Below are 19,538 nucleotides of genomic sequence, written 5' to 3'. Positions count from 1 at the left end.
ATGCGCGGCGCGGCACGCAGGTGGTTCGGCGCCGAACCGGCCGTCAACCTCGCCCTGTCACCCGACGGCCGGGCGGTGAGCTGGCAGAGTGAGCAGGAGCCGGGCCTGTTCGTCTGGCGGCGGGAGCACGGCGTGCGCAGGCTTCCGCTCGGGCGCGTCCGGATCGCCGATCACGCCTGGTGGCCCGGGGGCGGCGCGCTGCTCGCGGTCGTGGCCGGCCAGACCGACCGGGTGATCGTGTACGACGAGGCCAGCGGACGGACGACCGACGTCACGCCGGAGGCAGCCGACCGGATCCACGTCGTGGACCGCGACCAGCCGCGGCTGCGAAGCCTGCTGCTGAGCGGCGCCGACGCGGACGGGCGACCGGCGTGGCACATCCTGTCCTCGCCCCGCGGACCGGCCCGTCGTGTGCCAGGGGCCGGCACGGCAGGCCGCCTGTTCAGCGACGCCGGCGACCGGCCGTGCGCGGCCACCGCCCGGGCCGGCGACGGTTCCCTCGTGGTGTACGCGGCGGAGGCGGACACCTGGTGCGAGGTGTGGCGCTCGCGGCCACCCGGCTCCCTGGTCACCCACCCGGTCGACGTCACGGCGGACGGTCAGGGCCTCTACCTGTCCGGCCCCTGCCGTGGCGGTTTCCTCGGCGTGCGCCTGCTGGACCTCCGTACCGGCAAGGTGCGGACCGTGCTCGAAGACGGCGAGCACGACCTCGACGTCGTGCTGCATCCGGTGACGCGTGTCCCGCAACTCGCGCTGGTGTCGGGAGCCCGCCAGGGCCACCGCGCGCTCGACCCCGAGCTGGCCGCGGACCTGGCCGAGCTCACCGCTCGTCATCCGGGCGAGCTCGAACTCGTGGGCCTGACGCGGGACAACGCCACCTGGCTCGTCCAGCTCGATTCCGGGCACCTGCTGTGGGAGCGCGGCACGGGCACCGCACATCCGTTCACCCCGGAGCGGCCGAAACCCGGCCTGGCCGCGCGGATCACCCGCGCGGCGAGCCGGCGGGTCATCGCGCCCACCGCCACCGTGGCCGTTCCGGCACGCGACGGCCTCGTGCTCGACGGCTACCTGGTCACCCCGGTCGGCCTCGCGCCGCCGTACCCGACCGTGCTGCTGGTGCACGGAGGCCCGTGGTCGCGGGACTCGTACGGCCTGTCGCCGCAGGCCCAGTGGCTGGCCGAGCTCGGGTACGCGTCCCTGCGCGTCAACTTCCGCGGCTCGGAGGGGTACGGCACCCGCTTCCTGGACCTCGGCCGCGCCGACTGGGGCGGCAGGATGCACGACGACCTGGAGGACACGCTGCGCTGGGCGGTCGCGCAAGGGCACACGCACCCGGACCGGGTGGCCATCATGGGGCAGTCGTACGGCGGGTACGCGGCGCTCATGGCCGCGACCGCCCGGCCGAAGGCATTCGCGCTGGCCGTGGCCGTCTGCGCACCCACCGACCTGGTGGCGTTCCTGCGGCACGTCAAGCAGTCGTCACACCACGAGCGGGCGCACTTCCTGTACCGCGTGGGCGACCCGGAAGGCGACGCCGACCGGCTGCGTGCCCGCTCGCCCCTCACCCACGCCGCCGGCTGCCACACGCCGGTGCTGCTGGTGCACGGCCGGGACGACCCGCTGGTCCCCTGGACCCACTCCACCGCCATGGCCGCCGCGCTCGCCGAACACCGCCATCCCCACCACTGCCTGGTGCTCTCCGGCGAGGGCCACGGCATCACCCGCCCCGCCAACCGGATCCGGCTCGCCCGGGTGGTTGGCCGCCAGCTCGCGTTCCACCTCGCAGAGAGGCGCACATGACCAGCCCTCAGCACGCGCACCTGACTCCGCCGCGGGTTGCCGCCGCGGAGCGCCCGTCCTTCCGCTACACCGCGGCCCCCGACCGGCTCTCGCCGTTCGTGAGCGGCCCTGCCTACCGGGAGACCGGCTCAGGGCGTGCCGCCGGCCCGCCGGGCGCCGGTGGCGCCTACTCCCTGGCCGCGCTGGCCACCTGGTTCACCTGGCCGGCGCTGAGCACCGATCTGTTCCCGGCCGCGCCGTGGGCCGGTCTCGAGCGCGTACGGCACGCGCCGCCCCGGCCCCGCGGCCACGCCCGCCCCGGCGAGCTGCGCGACCGGCTCGAAGCCGCGGTCGAGCGGGCGATCGGCGACCGGGAGCACGTGGCGGTCGCCACCTCGGGCGGGCTGGACTCCGCCGCCCTGCTCGCCGTCACCGCCCGGGTCTGCCGCCGTACCGATCGGCGGCTGCTGACCGTCACCATGGACATCCCGGACGACCGGGGGCGCCGGCCCAAGACAGTGGTGGACCGGCTGCTGGAGTTCCTCGGGCTCCGCTGCCTCCACCTGCGCGTGGACGCGGCTCCCCGGCGCTGGCCGGAGCCGGACTGGTGCGAGCACGGCCCCCGCTTCGACGGCTTCCCCCGGCTGCACCGCGGCATGGCCGAGCTCGCCGCCGACGCGGGAGCGCAGGTCCTGCTCCATGGCAGCGGCGCCGACCAGCTGCTGGAGGCTCCCGGTTACCTGGCCGCACGGCTGCTCGGCCGGGGCTCCCTCGGCGGCCTGGCCGCGTACCTCAGGGACGCCTCGGCCGGCGGCGGGCCTCCCCTGCGGGAGCTGACGGCGGTGCTGGCCGGACGGCTGAACCGCGGGATCTCCGCCGCGCTCTACTGGCCGACCGCGTGGCCGCAGCGGACGCGGGAGCCCGGCTCGGCCCTGCTGACCGAAGAGGTCCACGAACAGGCGTGCGCGTGGGAGCAGGACTACCGGCGGGAGTCGGCGAGGGTCGCCGCCGAGGCGGGCGCGTCGTGGGCGGAGGCGCTGATGATCCACCGGACGTTCCCGTACGACGTCGTGGTGCCGGCCACCGAGCTGCCCGAGGCCGCTCCGTACTATGACCCCGCCTTCGCCGAGTACGCACTCCACCTGCCGCTGGCCGCCCGCTACTCGGCGGCGTACGAGAACGAGTACCTGCGCAGGAAACGGCTGGTCGCCGACCTGCTCCCGGAGGGGATCGGCTCCGTGCTGCCGCCGTACCGGCAGCGCGGCGCGCAGTCGTACGCCCGGTACTGGCGGCTGACGCGGGTGGAACCGTCGCTGGCCGTCGAGCGGGGGCTGCTGCGGCCGGACTGGCGGACGCGGTGCCGGGACACGTTCGAGGTCGCCACGGCCAGCGCGGTGGAGCTGTGGCTGCGCGGCGCGGAGGCGCGCGGAGCACGCGTGGCCGGCATCGGGGCGACGGCGTGAGCCGGCCCGCCGCGGACTTCCCCGTGAGCGGGGAGGCTCTGGGGAGGATCGACGTGGCCGCGTTGGCGCTGTACCTGTCGCGCCCGTCACTGGCGTTGGGGGTGTACCCCGCCTCTCCGTGGCAGGACGCCACCGGCCAGGGCGCAGCGAATGAAATCGGCACAGGCACGGCCGACCCCCGCGAGCTGGGCGAGCGGCTGGCGGACGCCGTCCGCCGGGCCGTCAGCCCGCACCGGTCGGTGGCCGTCCTGTACGACGGGAGCCTCGGCGCTACGGCGCTGCTGGTGGCGGCGGGCCGGGCGGCGGGCGCCGAGGTGAGCGTCGTGGTGGCCGACCACCCCGACCCGCACGGAGCGAGCGTGGCCGTGCCGGCGCAGCAGGTCCTCGCGCTCCTCGGCGGACACCACCGGTTCCTCCTGGCCGAAGCCGACCGGCTGCTCGGACCGGGTCCCACCGCGTCGAACCCCGTCGCGCCCGACCTGGCGCGGACGCCGCTGGTGCGGGCGGCCGAGGCCAGGGCCACGCAGCTCGGAGCGACGGTGCTCCTCACCGCGGACGGCTGCGAGGAGCTCCTCCAGTCCGGCCCCCTTCCGGTGCCCGCCAGCCGCACGGGGATGGGAGCCACCGGCCGCCAGCTGGCCGACCGGTGGCAGGCCGAGGGCGTCACCGCGGCACTCGCGGACGCCGCGGCCGTGCTGGGCCGGGGCGCGCGGGCACGCCGGCTGCGTGCCCGCCTGCACGTGGCCCTGGCGCCGTTCGCGCAGGCGCTGGGAGAGGCGCCACGCGTGCTCGCGCCCGGCCTGCGCGCCCACGTGGAGGCGTGGACGGCCGGCTGGATCCGCCGGCTGGCCGAGTGTCTCGCCGGCGACCGCGACCCGGTCCGCGCGTACGTACGGGCCCGCATGGCGCGCTTCGCCGGGCCGCTCCCGGCCGCGGTGGCCGCCGCCGCGCCCGTCCCGCGCACGTCGCCGTTCCTCGATCCGGGCTTCACCGCGTGGGCACTCCGGCTACCCCCGGAGGCCCGGTACGACGCGCGCCGGCCCACGCCCCACCTGCGGCGCAACGGGCTGCTGGGCTCGCTCGTCCCCCAGGCCGCCCGGGGCGCGCTTCCCACCGCGCCCCCGTCGGCGGCGCCCATCGCGGTCCCGGGCGAGGCGGGCGAGTATCCGCTCTGCCGCAAGCTCGGGCTGCTGGCTCCGGGCGACGGCGTACCGGTGGACGCGCAGGCCCGGCTGGCGCTCCTGGAGGAGTGGCTGTCGGGGGCCGAGCGGGTCAGCCGCCCAGACCGAAGCGGCGGTTGAACGTCTCGCTGAACGGGCTGACGAAGCGGCGCCGCACGGCCCCGCCCACGGCGGCCCGCAGCCGCATGCCGGGCGACCGCCAGGTGCGCCCGGTGGTGGGCTGCCAGAAGAACGTCACCGACGACGTGGTGCCCGGCCCTTCAACGAGGTGCCCCCAGTAAAGGGGGATGTAAAGGACCTCACCCGCTCGTACGGTGCACCGCACCGGCGAACCAGGCCCATCCGATACGGCGGAGAAATCTATCCGGCTGAAATTGAACCGGTACGAATACCACGGATGGAAATTCAGGAACCGGTGATCCTCCGGCGGATACAGCAGCACTTCCTTGGCCCCGCTCACCTGGCACAGCAGGGCCTGTTCGTTGCTGTGGTAGTGCAGGGCGGTCACCGTGTCGCGGCCCAGGAAGAACGCCAGTCCCAGCTCCGGCGCCCCGGACAGGCAGCCGGGCACCGACAGGTCGTCCGCCAGCTCCGGCAGCAGGTCCAGCAGCGGCACCTGGGCGAGGTAGCAGCGCTCGGCCTCCCCGGGTGAGGTGAGGATGTCGAGGTAGCGGTCCATGCGCAGGGGAGCCTGCACCCAGCTGCCGTAGTAGGAGCCGGAGGGGTAGAACTCGACGGGCACCCGCGTTCCCCCGGCCTTCTCCCTGAAGTAGTCCGGGTTCCAGCGGTCCAGGGCGGGCCAGCCGTCCAGGGCGCCTTCGATGAGGACCGGCCGGCGGCCCCGTTCCAGCTCGAGCACGTCGGCGATGTCCGTGACATGTCGCCGCGGCACCTCGGCCGCGCGGATCACCGTCCCGGCGGGCCGGCGCGGCGCGCTCTCCTCCGGCCTCTCGCTGATCATCGGCCTGCCGTCACCGTTCACTGCCCCGGACTCCTCTCGCCCCTGGCCGCGCCGTCCGCCGGCCACTCGCCCGTCACCACCGGCCGCTCCCGGCGGCGGGCCCCCGGGAGCGGCCCCGGGAGCGGCCCCGGGAGTGGCCCCGGGAGTGGCCCCGGGAGTGGCATCGCCGACGACGAGCTCCCGCCAGTTCTCCGTCTGCTCGAACGGCCGGGGCGGCGTCGCGGGCGAACCGCCTCCCGCCTCGAGCCACCGCCGCATCTCGGCCAGCAGCCGCTCGGCGTCCAGCCTCTTCTGGTCCACCGTGCCCGTGGGCAGCCACGCGCGCAGCCGGGCGACCTGCGCCGCGGCCTCGGAACCTGCGGCGACGTCGAGCAGCGCCGCCCAGTCCCGGTCGGGGTAGTACAGGTCCTTGGCGCGTGCCGCCAGCACGGCGGCGACGTCCTCGTCGATAACCGCCTCCCGGACGGCGGCCGACAACGTCGCCCTGATGTTGACCATGGGCTCCGACATGGGCCGGTATCCGCCCTGCGCCGGGGCGTGCAGCACCGCGACCTCGTCGTCGTCGGTCAGGAGTCCGAGGCGGTACTGCTCCGCCACCTCGCCCACGGGGATCATGCCGAACGCAGCCAGTTCGGCGGCCCGCAGCGCGCCCATGCTCGCCGCCCCGTACACCCTGATCCCGAGCGAGAGGGCGTAGAGGATCTCCTTGTGCCAGACGGCGGGGACGCGCTCGAAGTACCCGTCCACGATCCCGATGGCGGCCGGGCGCTCGCGGGCCGCGCGGTAGACGCTGCCCAGCTCGGCGGGCGGCCGGTAGTCGGCGGGCAGGATGCGCGCGGCCTCCTCGGCCGGCAACGTGGGCCCCAGGAAGACCACCGGCGGACGCCGGGTGTCCGCGCTCACTCTTCCCATGGCCGCCACCGCAGTCCCGGCACGACCGCCTTGACCACCGGCAGTCCCAGGTCCTCGATCGTCAGGTCGACGACCACGGCGGACGCGGCCCCGGTGGCCGCCAGCCGGGCCACCAGCCAGTCCAGGTCCTCGTTGATCGTCGGGTGGTCGACGTCCGGCACCTCGGTGTAGTCGCGCGACGGCCGGTCGCGGACCGCGTCGCCGACGGCGCGCCGCTGTTCCGGGTCGAAGTACCAGCTCTGCCGGTCGCGGCCGATGTCGTCGCGGGACCCCACGATCACGGTGGCCCGGGCCTGCGCCGCCTCGGTGAGCGCACGGGACAGCGCGATGGACCGGCGGGGATGGCAGCCGGAGCCCTGCGTCTGGGGCAGCGGGTGGTACCAGGGCGTGTCGGTCTCCACGGCCAGGCAGTTGAAGACGGGCACCCCGGTCTCCGAGGTCAGGTCCCAGACCAGCACGTCGATCCCGGCCTGGCGGAACCGTTCGAGCAGGGCCAGGCAGCCGGCGTCGTCGATCGACTCTGGGCGCACCATCCGCCGCGCGGCGAGCAGGTCGCCGGCGTCCTGCGCGGCGACGATGGCGTCGCGCTCGACGAGCTCGCACAGGGCGTGGACGGCGGCCTCGATGAGGCTGTTGCCGGAGGCCAGGCCGTTGGATCCGTTCTGCACGGCGTGGTCGCCCGGCGCGATCGGCACCCGCCAGTCGCAGTGCACCGCCTCGTACGGCACCCACACCGGCTCGCGTCCCATCAGGTCCCAGCCGCGCACCCAGCGCATCGCGCGGTCCGGGGCGTACTCGCTGCACGGGCAGCGAACGAGGGTCATCGGGTCGAGGACCGCCTCGCCGCGGGCCGCGAGCGCGCGGTAACTGTCGTACCGGAGGGGGAGGTGGTGGGTCTCGGCGTGCCACAGTTCGAGCGACTCCATGATCGCCGAGACCTTCGCGGCGTCCGCGGTGACGCCCTTGCCCTGGGAGACGGCCAGGCTCCGCGACGCGGGGCGGATCGCGCACCAGACCGGGATCCCGATCCGGTCCATGCCGGTCACGTTCGCCACGCGGGTGATGCCGGCGACGGCCATGGCCGGTGACACCCTGTCGAGGGTCGCGGCCGGGCTCACCGCTCGATCCGTGCCGTCGCGGTACTCCTTGCGGATCGGCCACGCCCACTCGGCGGCCCATTTGGGGGCCCAGCGGCCGGATATTTCCCCAATATCAGAACCAGAGATGAGATTTCCCCTTATGGCCACGTCCGGCGGACGGTGTTGTGCGCGCGATCTTTGACCTATGCTGCCCACCGATAACCAAAGAGACAAGTGTGCGATTGGGGATATGAGTGCCCACGCGGACGTTTCATGACATTCCCCCGTCAAATGACGGCAGGTTCGAGGGGCGTCCGAGTGACGTGGTGGTGCTGGGTGTGCCCATCGACTCGGGCACGGGCGGCCGGCCGGGCGCGCGCTTCGGTCCCGCGGCCATCCGCGAGGCGTCCAACCTCATCGCCGGCAACCTCTACCACGTCGGGCTGGAGACCGAGATCTTCGAGCACCTGCGGATCGTCGACGTGGGCGACGTGCCCGTCACCCCCGGCCAGCACGACCGCAACCTGAACGCCGCGGAGAAGTGGGTGCGGGAGCTCATGTCCGTGACGGAGCAGGTAGTCGTGCTCGGCGGCGACCACTCGGTGCTGCTGCCGGTGCTGCGCGCCGTGGCGGACAAACACGGCCCGGTGAGCTTCGTGCACTGGGACGCCCACGCCGACACCTGGGACGGCGGCCCGGAACGCCTGCTCACCCACGCCACGGCGGTCCGGCGGGTCATCGAGGAAGGGCTGACCAACCAGGTGTTCCAGATCGGGCTGCGCGGCTACGGCCCGTCCAGGGAGACCTTCGCCTGGGCCGGGGAGAACGGCGTCGAGCACTGGACCATGATGGACGTGGACGAGACCGGGCTCACGGACATCGTCCAGCAGGTGATCTCCACGGTCACCGGCAAGGTCTACATCTCCATCGACATCGACGTGCTGGACCCCTCGTACGCGCCCGGCACCGGCACCCCCGAGCCCGGTGGGCTGACCAGCAGGGAGCTGCTCGCCGGCATCCGCGACCTGGTCCGCAACACCGACGTCGTGGGCATGGACGTCATGGAGGTCGCGCCGCCGTACGACCACGCCGACGTCACCGCGCTGGTGGCGAACCGCTGCGTGCTGGAGTTCCTGGCCGCCACGGCGCAGCGCAGGGCCGCGGGCTAGCAGAGCAGGGCCGCGGGCTAATCGGATCGGGCGGCGTACTCGGCGCAGAGGCGTGCGTAGCTGCCGCCGCGCGCGATCAGCTCCTCGTGCGGGCCGTGCTCCACCAGGACCCCGTCATCCAGCACGAGCACGCGGTCCGCGGTCTGCGCCGTCTCCAGCCGATGGGTGATCAGCAGGACGGTCCGCCTGCCGCGCTCCGCGCGCAGGCGCTGGATCAGGGCGGCCTCGGCCTGCACGTCGAGCGCCGCGGTGGGCTCGTCCAGCACCCAGACGGGCGCGTCGCGGTAGAGCACCCGCGCCAGCGCCAGGCGCTGCCACTGGCCGCCGGACAGGTCGCGGGCCCCAGGGAACATCCGGCCGACCGGGTTGTCGGCTCCGTGCGGCAGCCGTTCGACGAGCCCGTCGAGCCCGCCGGCCCGCAGCGCGAAGCCGAGCCGGTCGCGGTCCAGCGGCCGGTCCGCCCGTCCCAGCCGGACCGACTCGGCCACCGTGAACTCGTAGCGTCCGTACTCCTGGTAGAGCACGCCGATCAGCTCCCGCAGCCGTGCCGGGTCCAGCTCCATCAGGTCGGCCCCGTCGATCAGGATCCGCCCGCTGACGGGGCTGAGCAGCCCGAGCAGGAGCTTGACGAGCGTGGACTTGCCCGCGCCGTTGCGTCCCACCAGCACGGTGAACTCGCCGGGCTCGAGCGTGAACGACACCTCGCGCAGCACCGGCGACCCGCCGGCGTAGGCGTACCCGACGCCCTGGAACTCGACCTTCGGCACCTGGCCCGGGGCGGCGGGCGGAGCCGCGGACGCGCGCTCAGCGGGCAGCGGCGCCCCGTACGCCAGCGCGACGAAGTCGGTGAGGTACGCGGCGTGCTCCTCGATGTCCACCACGATGGTGAACAGGTCGACCGTGCTGTTCACCAGGGTGCTGAAGGCGGTGAAGACCAGGAACAGCTCGGCCGCCGTCAGCGCTCCTGACTGCGCCTGACCGGCGGCGAGGTAGTAGGCCACCACCAGGCACACGGCGCTCAGCACGCCCGCGACCAGCCCGCGGGCCACGCTGTGGCGGCTCGCCGCGACGACGGCCCGCAGAGCGCGGCGGCTGACGTCGTCGTGCATCCGCGCGAACGGCGTGGCCAGCCCGTAGCTGCGCACGTCCTTGGCCAGGTCGTAGCGGACGAGCAGCTCGGTGAGGTAGTCACGGCGGCGCTCCAGCTCGGTGGTGCCCCGTCGCGCGAGGTAGACGGCCCTGGCCTCCAGCCGCCGCTGCACCAGCAGCGGCACCCCCGCCAGCAGGGCCAGGCCGATGAGCCGGAGGTCCAGTACGGCCAGCACGCCCACCATGCCGGCCAGCGAGACGATCTGGCCGCAGAACTCGATGAGGATCCCGGCGATGGCGGCCGGCCGCCAGGTCACGCCGTCGTGTGCCCGCGAGACCGCGTCGTACCAGGCCGGATCGTCGAACCGCTCCAGCGGCGCGAAGCCGGTGACCCGCAGCAGGCGCTGCTCGGAGGTGATGCCGACCAGCTCGGTCAGCTCCTCGCGGCGCACCGACAACAGCGCGCCCAGCGCGACCCGCATCGCGGTCAGCCCGCCGAGCACCAGGATCCACGCCGTCGCCCGGCCGTCCTGGCCGTGCGAGAAGGCATCGACGATCTCGCGCACGATGAGCAGGAGCGCCGCGGGCAGCGTGGACACGGCCGTGGACAGCAGCAGGACGAGAACGAGGAGCCTGGGTGACGCCTCGAAGCAGAGCCGGATCGCCACCCTCGCCGCGCCGGCCCCGCCCCCTTTGCTGGGCCGGCCAGTTGATGTCACGTCCGGCCGGGCTCCACGTCGAGCAGCCGCGACGTCGGGCGCGGAAGGAGCTCGTGCCAGCTCTCCTGCCGTTCGGGCAGCAGGAAGTCCACCTGCCGGACCCGCAGCGGAACCCGTAGCCAGCGCCTCTCGGCCCAGCCCGCCGCCAGGTCCTCCCAGCCGGGCACCCGGGGGTAGTGGTGCGGGCGCAGCGAGGCGAAGCAGACCGGCTCGCGCGACGACTGGTAGCGGTACTCCACGGCGCCGCGCAGGTACGGCGAGAGGTTCTCGTCCACCGCCCGCGTCGCCAGCGCGTGCACCACGACCACGTCGCCCGGCCCCAGGTCCGGGGCCCGCCACCAGTCACCCTCGCCCGGCTCGACCACGGCCTCGACCCCGCCGGTGTCCAGCACGGTCAGCGGGCGCACCCCGGGCACGGAGGGCTCCCGCAGCACGCGCAGCGTGCCGTCGTCCGCCGGGAACGGGGTGAACGGCACCCAGGCGGTCAGCACGTCCGGGGTGCCCTGGACGTAGGTGTGCTCCTGGTGCGGCGGGATCCAGAAGCCGGGATGCACCAGGCTGACCTGGCGCCGCGTGTGGTTCAGCAGCTGCTTGCCGAGGATGGCCCGCATCACCTCAACGAGTTCTGGCGCGTGCGCCAGTTCGTGCATCAGCTCGACCCGCTGCAGATCCTCGTACATGCGCCACCAGCGGGGGCTGCCGTCACGGCGGTTCGCGGCCGGGCGCGGCTCGGCGTCCTGCCCGTCATCGGCCAGCCACTCGTGGCGGCGCAGCACCTCGGTGAACCGGGCGCGCAGCTCGGCCAGCCGCGCCTCCGGCAGCAGGCCCCTGAACAGCAGCATGCCGTGCTCCCGAAGGCGCCGCCGGAGCGCGTCAGGGTCGCCGGCGATCGGGGTGGAGTCCTCGGCGACCACTGTGACGCCGTCGTTCTGCAGGCTCATCATGCTCCCCAGGCGTGTCGCGGATGGTTGGGTGGGCTGCTCACTCGTAGTGGTTGAACACCACCGCGTCCTGCAGCCACGCGCTCCGTGCCCGCCAGAACGCCATGCCGTCCTTCCAGTCGGGGTTGACCTCGGCGCGGAACATCCGCGCCCGCCGCCGGCGGAACTCCGCGATCGCGCCCGCCACGAGGGCGGACCCGATGCCGCGGCGCCGGCTCTCCTGACGTACGTAGAGCTCGCGGACGGAGCCGATGCGGAAGTCGTTGACGGACTGGGTGTGCAGCTCCCCGGTCAGGAACCCCTCCAGCTCGTGCCCCGTGTCGGCCACCAGGCAGAACGACAGCTCGTCGGTGAGCGCGGCGCGGAGCAGGTCCCTGGTGCCGTCGAGCGGGTCACGGGTGAACGCCTCCACCTCCGTCACCTCGGGCCGCGCCGGCACGGCCACACCCGGCCCCCAGCGATCATAGGAGAGCAGGGGCACATGCTCACCGGCGTTCAACCCCCACAGCACGAGCACCTCTTCGATGTCCTGCTCGGTGATCAGGCGGACCTCGTACGGCAACTGCCCTCCCTGAGGGAACGGTCGGGACGGGGACGGCGCGGTGCTCACTCCGCCCCGCCTTCGGACAGGGCGCCGACCGGGTGGCCGACGTACTCGGCGGCCACCTCGACGGGCAGCGCCTCGACCTCGCCGCGCACGCCGGCCTCCAGGAGCACCGACGGCTCGGCACGCAGCCAGGGGGCGGCCAGCAGCAGCCACAACATCGGTCGTGCGGTGCCGGTCGCGTTCGTGGTGCCCCGATGCCACAGGCGCACGTCGCGTACCAGCACGTCACCGGCGCGCATGGCGACGCGCTCTGGCGGTCGTGCCCGCCGCCGTTCCGCCAGGAGCTCCTCGCGTACGCACAGCGAGCCGTGGCGGTAGACGTCCTGGGAGGCGAGGTGGTGAGTGCCCGGCCAGACCTCGATGCTGCCGTTGTCCTCGCCGGTGTCCACCAGCGCGATGTTGACGGCCAGCATGAACGGCGGGTGGCCGGTCGCGCTCTGCGGCCACAGCGGCTCCCAGTCGGCGTGGACCGGCTGCGGCCTGGAGCCGGGGAGCACGGTGTGCCCGTGGTAGCTGAGCACGCGGGGCGCCGTCAACGGCTCGCGGCACAGGGCGAGCACGGCCGGATGGCCGAGGAACGCCGTCACGTGCCCGTCGCTCCCGCCAGGCGGGCGGTGCCGCATGTGGCCGTCGTCGTAGGCCATGAGGGCGTCGTGGTACTCCACCAGCAGGGGGACCTCCGCGAGCATGCGCTCGCCGACCTCGCGGGCCATGCCGGCCAGGCCCGTGCCGGTGAGCAGCACCGCGCCGTCGGCGGCGAGCGCCTCGCTCGCGGCGGGCAGCCACGTGGCCTGGTCGGGCGAGACGTCGAAGGACCGGACGGACGGGGACGGTGCGTGCTGTTCCTGCTGGGCGAGGGCCATATGACCTCCGGCTCCGGAGACGGGCAGGATGTTATCAACGGGCTTCTCGGGCATGTCAATGATCTCCATCCGGGGCCGGTGCGGTGTCCCAGTGACGTTCGCCCGGACTTCCTCCGCCCACCTCTCGGGCGTGCGCGAGCAGCCGGTCGGGCCAGTCGTCGTCCCAGAGCATGGGGTGCTGTGACCGGTACGCGGCGGCGGCCTCGATCTTGCGCCGCCAGTCGTCGTCCGTCAGGGGGGAGACGGCCGCCGGGCCGTTGTCAGGTGGTTCGAGTGCGTACGGGAGGTCCTCGTACCAGCGCGCCCGCGGCTCGTCCGCGGCGTCGCGCAGCGCCGACTCGCAGGCGCGCGCCGTCAGCACGTGGTCGAGATGGCCGCCGATCGCCGCGGGCGCGTGCACCTCTCCCGGCGCCAGCCGGGCGATCCAGCCGCCCAGTTCGGCGGCGACGGCCTTCTCCAGCACGAGGTCGTCCGGCCCCGGCGGCGAGAACAGGTCGTCCCCGGCGCAGCAGCGGGGCGACCCGCCGGCTCCGCGCCGGTACAGCGCCTCGAGGAAGTCCAGGTGCACGGGCTCGGCGCCGAGCACCGCGCACGCCCGCACGTCCTCATCGCGACGCAGCCGCATCCCGCCGGCCGCCGTGTCACCGGCCATCGCGCAGGCCGCCCGCCACCAGGTGTGGTACTGCTCGGCGTACGGCGGCAGCGGATCGCCCGCGCACCCGGCGAACACGGTGAGCACCACCACCCGCACCCCTCGCCCGGTGAGCGCGGCGATCGTGCCGCCCCAGGACAGGACGGCGTCGTCGAGGTGCGCGGACACCACGAGCACCGGCCGGCTCATCGGGGCACCTCCGCCAGCCGCGACCGCAACAACCGGTAGCGGCTCTCCCAGGTCAGCTCGCGCCCGCGGCGCAGCGCCCGCCGCCCCAGCTCGGCCCGCAGGCCCGGCTCGCTGATCAGGCGCCCGAGCTGCCGGGCGAGGTCGCCGGGCCGCCGGTAGTCGAAGTAGCGCACCGCGTCCCGCCCCACTTCCGGCACTCCCCCGCGCGCGCTCGCCAGGCAGGCCAGACCGCTGGCCAGGCCCTCGGTGAGGACGAGGGGGCTGGCGTCCTCACACAGCGAGGGCACGCACAACACGTCGGCCTCCCGGTACACGTCCCCGATGGCGGCGCGGTCCACGAACGGCGAGAACTCCACCCGGTCCCCCAGCAGGCAGGCACGGTGCTTCACCTGGCGCTCGAACCGGTCCGGCGCCGACGACGCGTGCAGTTCGGCGTTGCCGACCATGCGCAGCCGGAAGCCGGCACCGGTGCGCGCCAGCTCCACACACGCGTTGATCAGCGCCATCGGCCCCTTCTCCGGGGCGAGCCGGCCGGTGAAGAGCACGACCGGCACCGAGCCCGGCGGCCGCGGAGCGGGGTGGAACCTGGCCGGGTCGTGCCCGTTGTGCACCACCGTGACGGCCGTCAGCGGCAGGCCGGTCCCGTCGAGGAACCGCTCGGCCACGAACCGGCTCACGCACACCACCACGTCCGCCTCGGCCACCACGCGCGCCCGCTCGGCCGCCGGGAACGACCGGAACATGTCGGCGTGCAGATAGAGGCACACCCGCGCCCGCGGTCGCAGCCGCCGCAGCTCGGGAACGGCGGCGACCGCGTTGTGCAGCACGATCGGCCCGGCGAACCCGTCCGGCAGCGCATCCAGCGCCGGCCGGACGAACCTGGCGTAGTGGGCGCGGCGCTCGCCCCGCGCGGCGGACTCGTCGTCCTCCCGCCGCGCCTGTTCGCCCAGCGTCTCCCCGGGGCTGTCGTACGGCAGCAGCCGCACCCCCCGCGACGCGTGCTCCCCGGCGCGGTCGGCGACGATCATCGTGGCGCCGCCGTGCCTGGCGTGCTCGCGGGTGAGCTCGGCGGCGACCGTGCCGAGCGAGCCCCCGCTGGCCGGCGAGAAGACCTCGCCGGGCGGGAGCACGTGTGCCCAGGTCTCGCCCATCACCGCTCCCTGGCCACGAGGGCCAGCTGGGCGCCGATGGCCACCAGACGCTCATTGTTGATCATCAGGGGCGCCGACAGCAGGTCACGCAGGAGCCGGGCCACGGAGTGGGGGCCCTCCTCGGAGTAGCCGGCCATGCCGCACACCCGCATGGCGGCCAGCGCGACATCCACCGCGACCTGCGACATGGCCAGCTTGAGCGAGTTGACCCGCAACGTGAAGGCGACGGTCGGCTCCGCGGCCCCGGTCAGCACGTCCTGCGTCTCCCTGGCCGCGGCGTCGAGCTGCGCCTCCAGCCCTGCCAGCCGCCAGCGCATCTCGGCCAGGCTGCCGCTCGGCGGCCCCGCGCCGTCCCCGCGTGCCCTGGCATGGCACACGGCCCGGTCGGCGGCCTCGGCCGCCAGCCCGTACCAGACCCCGGACCACAGCACGTGGGACAGCGGGGTCATGACCCGGGCGACGAGGTCGCCGAACGGCACCGGCAGGATCCGCCAGTCCTCGAACTCGGCGCGGACCCGCAGCGCGGGGCTGCACGTCCCGCGCATGCCGAGAGGGTTCCAGCCGCCCAGGACCTCCAGCTGCGTACGCGCGGAGTCGACGAGCACCGCGACCTGGTCAGCGGGCGGTGAGCCGGGACCGCGGCGTGCGCTGACCAGCAGGGCGTCGGCCTCGACGCCGTAGGAGACGGTGGTGGCGCGCTTGTCCAGGCGGGCGGAGGCCCCGTCGCGCTCGACCGCGCAGGCACTGGTGCGGAGCGCGCCGCCGATGCCCGCCTCGCTGGTGGCCGAGGCGATGAGGAGCTGGTCGCGTACCACCCTGGTCACGGCCTCGCGCAGCTCGGCCCCTTCGTCGCAGGCGAGCAGGCAGGCGAGCTGCACCTGGTGCATCGCCCAGATCATGGCGGTGGCGCCGCAGCCGCGCGCCAGGGCGGCGGCCATGCCGGCGAGCGCGGGCACGTCCGCGCCGAGGCCGCCGCGCTCCACCGGGGCCGCGGCGGCGAGCAGGCCGTGCGCGCGCAGGGCGCGCAGCGCCTCCTTGGGGAAGCGCGCGTCCCTGTCGACCTCGGCGGCGTGCTCGGCCAGCACCCCCTTGGCAAGCTCCCGGCAGGCCCCGGCGGCGCTCTCGCGATCTCCCGTCACGGGCGGTCTTCTTCCTGCGTCAGGCTCATGACCGCGTCCGTGATGACCGACAGCGACCGGAACGTCTCCCGGGTGAGCAGCTCGTCCGGGAACTCGATGCCGAACTCGTCCTCCACGGCGACCATGACGCCCACCATGGCGAGCGACTCCATCCCCAGCTCCCACAGGTCGGCCTCCGCGTCGACCGACTCGATGACGCCGGGCAGCACCGCCCTCCGGGCCAGCAGGTCGCGGACCCGGCGCTCCACGTGGGTTCGCTCGTTGCCGTGTACGGCTTTCGCAGGCACCGCGTTCATCCTCTCGATCCGGTCTGCACAACAGTCGCGAAGGACACCCCGGCCGGGCGGCCGGCGTCCAGCCCCACCGGCCCCATCTCCCCCGAGACGCGGGCGAGGATCGCTCCGGTGGAGCGCAGCACGTCCCACTCGGCGGGGTCGAGCAGCCCCCAGCGGAGCATCGCCCCCACGATCAGCGGGTCGTGCGGCACCCACACCCCGTCGTTCTCGATCTCGGCCCAGTAGTGCAGGACGGAGAACGGCGGCGAGAGGATCACGCCCTGGGCCAGCCGGATCGGCAGACCGCGGCGGCGCCCCTCGCGCACCAGGAAGAGCGAGCCGCCCGTGCAGTCCGCGATGCCGGTGCGCTCGACGAAGTCCAGGTCCAGCCCGACCGTCATGGGCAGGCGGACGAACCTGACGCGGCCGAACTCCGCCAGCAGCTCCGCGGCGCGGGGCTGCGGCCGGGGCCACGAGGCCGGCAACTCGAAGCGGGCGGCGGCCGAACCGCCGGGGCAGGGTGCCCATCCGGTGGGCAGCAGGACCTGGAAGTCGCATTCCCGGCCCTCGTCGGGTTCGTGCGCGCACTCCGGCACGAATTCGACCTCGGCGCGCACGGCTGCTTTCGCGCGCAGGCCCTTCGCCCAGGAGGCCGGGCCGAACGTCCACAGGGACCGGACACCCAGGTCCAGCGAGACGTTGAGCAGGTCGAAGTGGTCGAATCCGCTCCGCTCGCCCAGCCCCGCGGCGAGCATCGTCCGCAGCACGTCGGGTGGCAGGCCGTAGTCGCGCTCGGCCGAACTCCACGGCACCTCGAAGCAGCGGGCGTCGTCCGGGACCAGCCGCAGCGACCGCAGCGTCTCGTCCAGCCCGCTCAGGCTGACGGCGGGCCCGGCGCTCACGCCGTCCCCTCCCCTCGGGGAGCCGCGATCCCGGTCAGGCGGCCCACCTCGTCCGGGCGGACCTCGCCGAACGCCGACTCGACCAGCAGCCGCTCGATCCCGAACAGCACGTCACGCACGGCCCCGGCGTCCAGGTAACGGGAGTCGGCGTGCAGGGTCAGCCGCAGCATCTCGGGCGTGTCCTCCGCGTACAGGGCGAACTTCTCCTGCTCCACCGCGGGCTCCGGCCGGAACAGGCTGTCCCGCAGCGTGGCCCGCACGGCCGCCTCGTCGGCGGGGCCGGCCAGCCGGCGGCCCGGGCGCATCTCCTCGCGCATGTCGTTGAGCACGCACGACAGGTCGAGCCGTACGCCGCGCTGCGCCTCGACCGACCGGATGGTCCGGCGCAGCTCCCGCTTGTCGTACAGGCCGTTGCGGTAGGCGCGGACGGAGGCCGTCCAGGCCCGTGCGGCGACGTCGCCGAAGCTCTCCCCGCGCAGGTCCAGCGAGACGAGCGCGCCCTGGATCATGCAGGCCACCGCGCGCCGCTCCGCCTCCTGGGTGCGGTTGGCGCAGATGAGCTGGACGGCGCAGGCCGGCATCCCGGTGTACGCGCCGAGCACCAGCCCCGTGGCCGCGAGCAGGACCGCCGTGCCGCTGAGGTCGTACCGCTTCGCCTGGAGGTTCAGGGCGAGATCGGCGGCCCTGGAGTAGAGCACCGCCGCGTGGTACGACGGCAGGCCAGGCTCCCCGGCCTTAGGGAACGCCGTGGGCGGCATCGTGGCCAGCCTGGCGCGCCAGTACTCCAGCGCGCCCGCGAGCCGCCGATCACCCTCGGCGGACCGTTCGTAGCGGGCCTGCTCCAGCGGCTGCCGGGCGGCGGGCGGCGGCGGCCGGTCCAGCCCCTTGGCGCGGGCCTCGACCAGCGCGGCCAGGTCGGCGACGAGGTTGCGCACCCCTGTGCCGTCCGCCGCCGTGTGCGCCACGCTCAGCAGGACGGCCAGCGGCTCGCCCGCGCCGTGAAAGATCGTGGGACGCAACGGCAACTCCGCGGACAGGTCCCACGGCAGCCGCTCCACCACCCGCTGGCGTCCGGCGAGCGCCTCCCACAGCCCCTGCCCGCCGGCGCCGAGGTCGACGAGGTCCACGGGCAGCCGGCCCGAGCCGGTCACCGTCTGCGTCAGCCGGCCACCGGCGTCCTCGGTCAGGAAGGTGCGCAGCGACTCGTGCCGGCCCATCAGCGCGCACAGCTCGTCCAGCACGTCCTCGACGGTGAGCCCGGACGGCACCTCCACCTCGCCGGAGGGGTTGAAGAACGCCTCACGCGGGTCCTTGTCGGTGATGTCGAGCCACATGGACACCTGCCCGCAGGTGGCGGGCCCCGATCCGGTGCTCTGCCGGGTGAACTCCACCGATCGCCGTTCCACTACCGCTCTCCTGCCTGCGAACGGGACGGGTGCTCCGGCTGGTCCTGCAGGCGCTCCCGTACGTCATGGGCGAAGTCGATCCAGATCTCGGCGCACTGCAGCGCCATGTCGGCCACGATCGGAGCCAGATGCGAGGGGACCGCGTCGAGCAGGTCCGGCCGCATGTCCTTGGCCATCACGTGGCTGTGCATCCAGCGCAGCAGGTGCCTGCCGGCCTCCGAGAGCCGCAGCGACGGGTCGCGCTGGAGCGACTGCAGCCGCAGGAGCACGTCCGTCGTTCTCTGGTCCGGGCGGCGGCGTTCGGCGGTGTTCGCGGCCGCCGGCCTGGAGGCGTCGGTGAGCCGCTCCGTCGTCCGCGGCGCCATGGGGTCCTCGCCGCGCCGGATCCGCTGGCGTACGGCATGCGCGGTGCCGACCGAGACGGCGGCGTCCTGAGCGATCTTCCGCAGGGAGGCGTCCGGATTGGCGGCGATCACGCGGGCCGCGCGCAGCCGCCCCTCCTCCGCGTTCAGCGGGCGGCGGCGGCCGTCCTTGCCGATGCGGGTGCTCAACTGTGGAGAATCCACAGTTGAGCAGCGGCGCAAGCCGCTCACCGTCTTCGCCGACAGGCCCGTGACCTCGGCGATCGACCGGTCGGACATGGCCGGGTGGGATTCGATGATGCGTAGCGCGGCCACGCGCCGGTCCTGCAACGACAGCGGCAGCCCGTGTGTGGTGTTGGCCTGCACCGCCGCCAGGAAGGCCGCCTCGTCGCTGCCCTCGAAGAAGCGCACGTCGATCATCTGCCGGCCGTTGAGTATCGCCGCGCCCAGTCGGTGCATCCCGTCGACCACGCGCATGGTCTCGCGGTGCACGAGGATGGGCGGAAGCTCGGTCTCGACGTCGGCCAGGCGGCGGACGTGTTCGTCGTCCATTCCCAGGACGCGTGGCGAGTCTCCCCTTTTCAGCAGCTTGATGTGCACCGCGTAAACCTGACGCGGCCCGTCGCTTTCACAGTCTGACTGAACTCCCACATTACTCCCGGTGTGTGAGACGGCCACCGGTGCGAACCGCGCCCATGG

At 74.2% G+C, this 19,538-nt stretch carries 17 protein-coding genes; 4 read left to right on the top strand and 13 right to left on the bottom strand.

Features of this window, described 5'->3' with window-relative positions; genetic code table 11:
- Genes ABN273_RS14570 through ABN273_RS14560 form a run of 3 tightly spaced genes read left to right on the top strand, consistent with a single transcriptional unit; the run spans window position 1 to window position 4,543 of the window.
- Window positions 1-1,800, top strand: a complete 1,800-nt coding sequence (locus ABN273_RS14570; RefSeq protein ID WP_349449289.1) for an alpha/beta hydrolase family protein — start codon at window positions 1-3, stop codon at window positions 1,798-1,800.
- The gene (locus ABN273_RS14565) at window positions 1,797-3,242 is read left to right on the top strand and encodes an asparagine synthase-related protein (RefSeq protein WP_349449288.1); all 1,446 of its coding nucleotides are present in this window, start codon (window positions 1,797-1,799) and stop codon (window positions 3,240-3,242) included. Before ABN273_RS14570 ends, ABN273_RS14565 begins: the two co-directional genes overlap by 4 nt.
- Complete coding sequence (locus ABN273_RS14560) at window positions 3,239-4,543, top strand: hypothetical protein (RefSeq protein WP_349449287.1); 1,305 nt, start codon at window positions 3,239-3,241, stop codon at window positions 4,541-4,543. Before ABN273_RS14565 ends, ABN273_RS14560 begins: the two co-directional genes overlap by 4 nt.
- Here ABN273_RS14560 and ABN273_RS14555 read toward each other — a convergent pair.
- Both ABN273_RS14555 and ABN273_RS14550 read right to left on the bottom strand, forming a co-directional pair.
- Window positions 4,515-6,296 (bottom strand): TfuA-like protein, encoded by a 1,782-nt coding sequence (locus ABN273_RS14555; RefSeq protein WP_349449286.1) that lies wholly within the window; start codon window positions 6,294-6,296, stop codon window positions 4,515-4,517. The two genes, ABN273_RS14560 and ABN273_RS14555, sit on opposite strands and share 29 nt — an antisense overlap.
- Entirely contained in the window at window positions 6,284-7,414 is a 1,131-nt protein-coding gene (locus tag ABN273_RS14550) for a YcaO-like family protein (RefSeq protein ID WP_349449285.1), read from the bottom strand. Before ABN273_RS14550 ends, ABN273_RS14555 begins: the two co-directional genes overlap by 13 nt.
- 215 nt (window positions 7,415-7,629) lie before the next feature.
- On the opposite strand from ABN273_RS14550, the gene speB reads away from it, so the two are divergent.
- A complete protein-coding gene (gene speB / locus ABN273_RS14545) occupies window positions 7,630-8,544 on the top strand; it encodes an agmatinase (RefSeq protein ID WP_349449284.1) in 915 nt (304 codons plus the stop codon).
- Between the two features lie 17 nt (window positions 8,545-8,561).
- On the opposite strand, the gene ABN273_RS14540 is transcribed toward speB, so the two are convergent.
- Genes ABN273_RS14540 through ABN273_RS14490 form a run of 11 tightly spaced genes read right to left on the bottom strand, consistent with a single transcriptional unit; the run spans window position 8,562 to window position 19,439 of the window.
- On the bottom strand, window positions 8,562-10,352 hold the full coding sequence (locus tag ABN273_RS14540) for an ABC transporter ATP-binding protein (protein WP_349449283.1): 1,791 nt from the start codon (window positions 10,350-10,352) through the stop codon (window positions 8,562-8,564).
- Complete coding sequence (locus ABN273_RS14535) at window positions 10,349-11,296, bottom strand: phytanoyl-CoA dioxygenase family protein (RefSeq protein WP_349449282.1); 948 nt, start codon at window positions 11,294-11,296, stop codon at window positions 10,349-10,351. Before ABN273_RS14535 ends, ABN273_RS14540 begins: the two co-directional genes overlap by 4 nt.
- A gap of 37 nt (window positions 11,297-11,333) precedes the next feature.
- Window positions 11,334-11,855 (bottom strand): GNAT family N-acetyltransferase, encoded by a 522-nt coding sequence (locus tag ABN273_RS14530; protein WP_349449281.1) that lies wholly within the window; start codon window positions 11,853-11,855, stop codon window positions 11,334-11,336.
- Between the two features lie 44 nt (window positions 11,856-11,899).
- Window positions 11,900-12,817 (bottom strand): phytanoyl-CoA dioxygenase family protein, encoded by a 918-nt coding sequence (locus ABN273_RS14525; RefSeq protein ID WP_349449280.1) that lies wholly within the window; start codon window positions 12,815-12,817, stop codon window positions 11,900-11,902.
- Between the two features lies 1 nt (window position 12,818).
- Window positions 12,819-13,604 carry a PIG-L deacetylase family protein gene (locus ABN273_RS14520; RefSeq protein WP_349449279.1) on the bottom strand — a complete coding sequence of 262 codons (786 nt, stop codon included), beginning with the start codon at window positions 13,602-13,604 and terminating at the stop codon, window positions 12,819-12,821.
- Entirely contained in the window at window positions 13,601-14,755 is a 1,155-nt protein-coding gene (locus tag ABN273_RS14515; RefSeq protein ID WP_349449278.1) for a glycosyltransferase family 4 protein, read from the bottom strand. Before ABN273_RS14515 ends, ABN273_RS14520 begins: the two co-directional genes overlap by 4 nt.
- The gene (locus ABN273_RS14510; protein WP_349449277.1) at window positions 14,755-15,894 is read right to left on the bottom strand and encodes an acyl-CoA dehydrogenase family protein; all 1,140 of its coding nucleotides are present in this window, start codon (window positions 15,892-15,894) and stop codon (window positions 14,755-14,757) included. Before ABN273_RS14510 ends, ABN273_RS14515 begins: the two co-directional genes overlap by 1 nt.
- Window positions 15,891-16,181: an acyl carrier protein gene (locus ABN273_RS14505; RefSeq protein WP_349449276.1), complete on the bottom strand. Its 291-nt coding sequence runs from the start codon at window positions 16,179-16,181 to the stop codon at window positions 15,891-15,893. The genes ABN273_RS14510 and ABN273_RS14505 overlap by 4 nt, the downstream gene beginning before the upstream one ends.
- Before the next feature lie 5 nt (window positions 16,182-16,186).
- Window positions 16,187-17,071, bottom strand: a complete 885-nt coding sequence (locus tag ABN273_RS14500; protein ID WP_349449275.1) for a hypothetical protein — start codon at window positions 17,069-17,071, stop codon at window positions 16,187-16,189.
- On the bottom strand, window positions 17,068-18,477 hold the full coding sequence (locus ABN273_RS14495; protein WP_349449274.1) for a condensation domain-containing protein: 1,410 nt from the start codon (window positions 18,475-18,477) through the stop codon (window positions 17,068-17,070). Before ABN273_RS14495 ends, ABN273_RS14500 begins: the two co-directional genes overlap by 4 nt.
- Window positions 18,477-19,439 (bottom strand): ParB/RepB/Spo0J family partition protein, encoded by a 963-nt coding sequence (locus ABN273_RS14490; RefSeq protein ID WP_349449273.1) that lies wholly within the window; start codon window positions 19,437-19,439, stop codon window positions 18,477-18,479. Before ABN273_RS14490 ends, ABN273_RS14495 begins: the two co-directional genes overlap by 1 nt.
- Window positions 19,440-19,538 lie beyond the last annotated feature (99 nt).

It is taken from the genome of Nonomuraea sp. B19D2, from assembly GCF_040137845.1.
Taxonomy (GTDB): domain Bacteria; phylum Actinomycetota; class Actinomycetes; order Streptosporangiales; family Streptosporangiaceae; genus Nonomuraea.
Note: the sequence above shows the minus strand (reverse complement) of the source record. Positions and strands in the feature narration are given on the sequence as shown.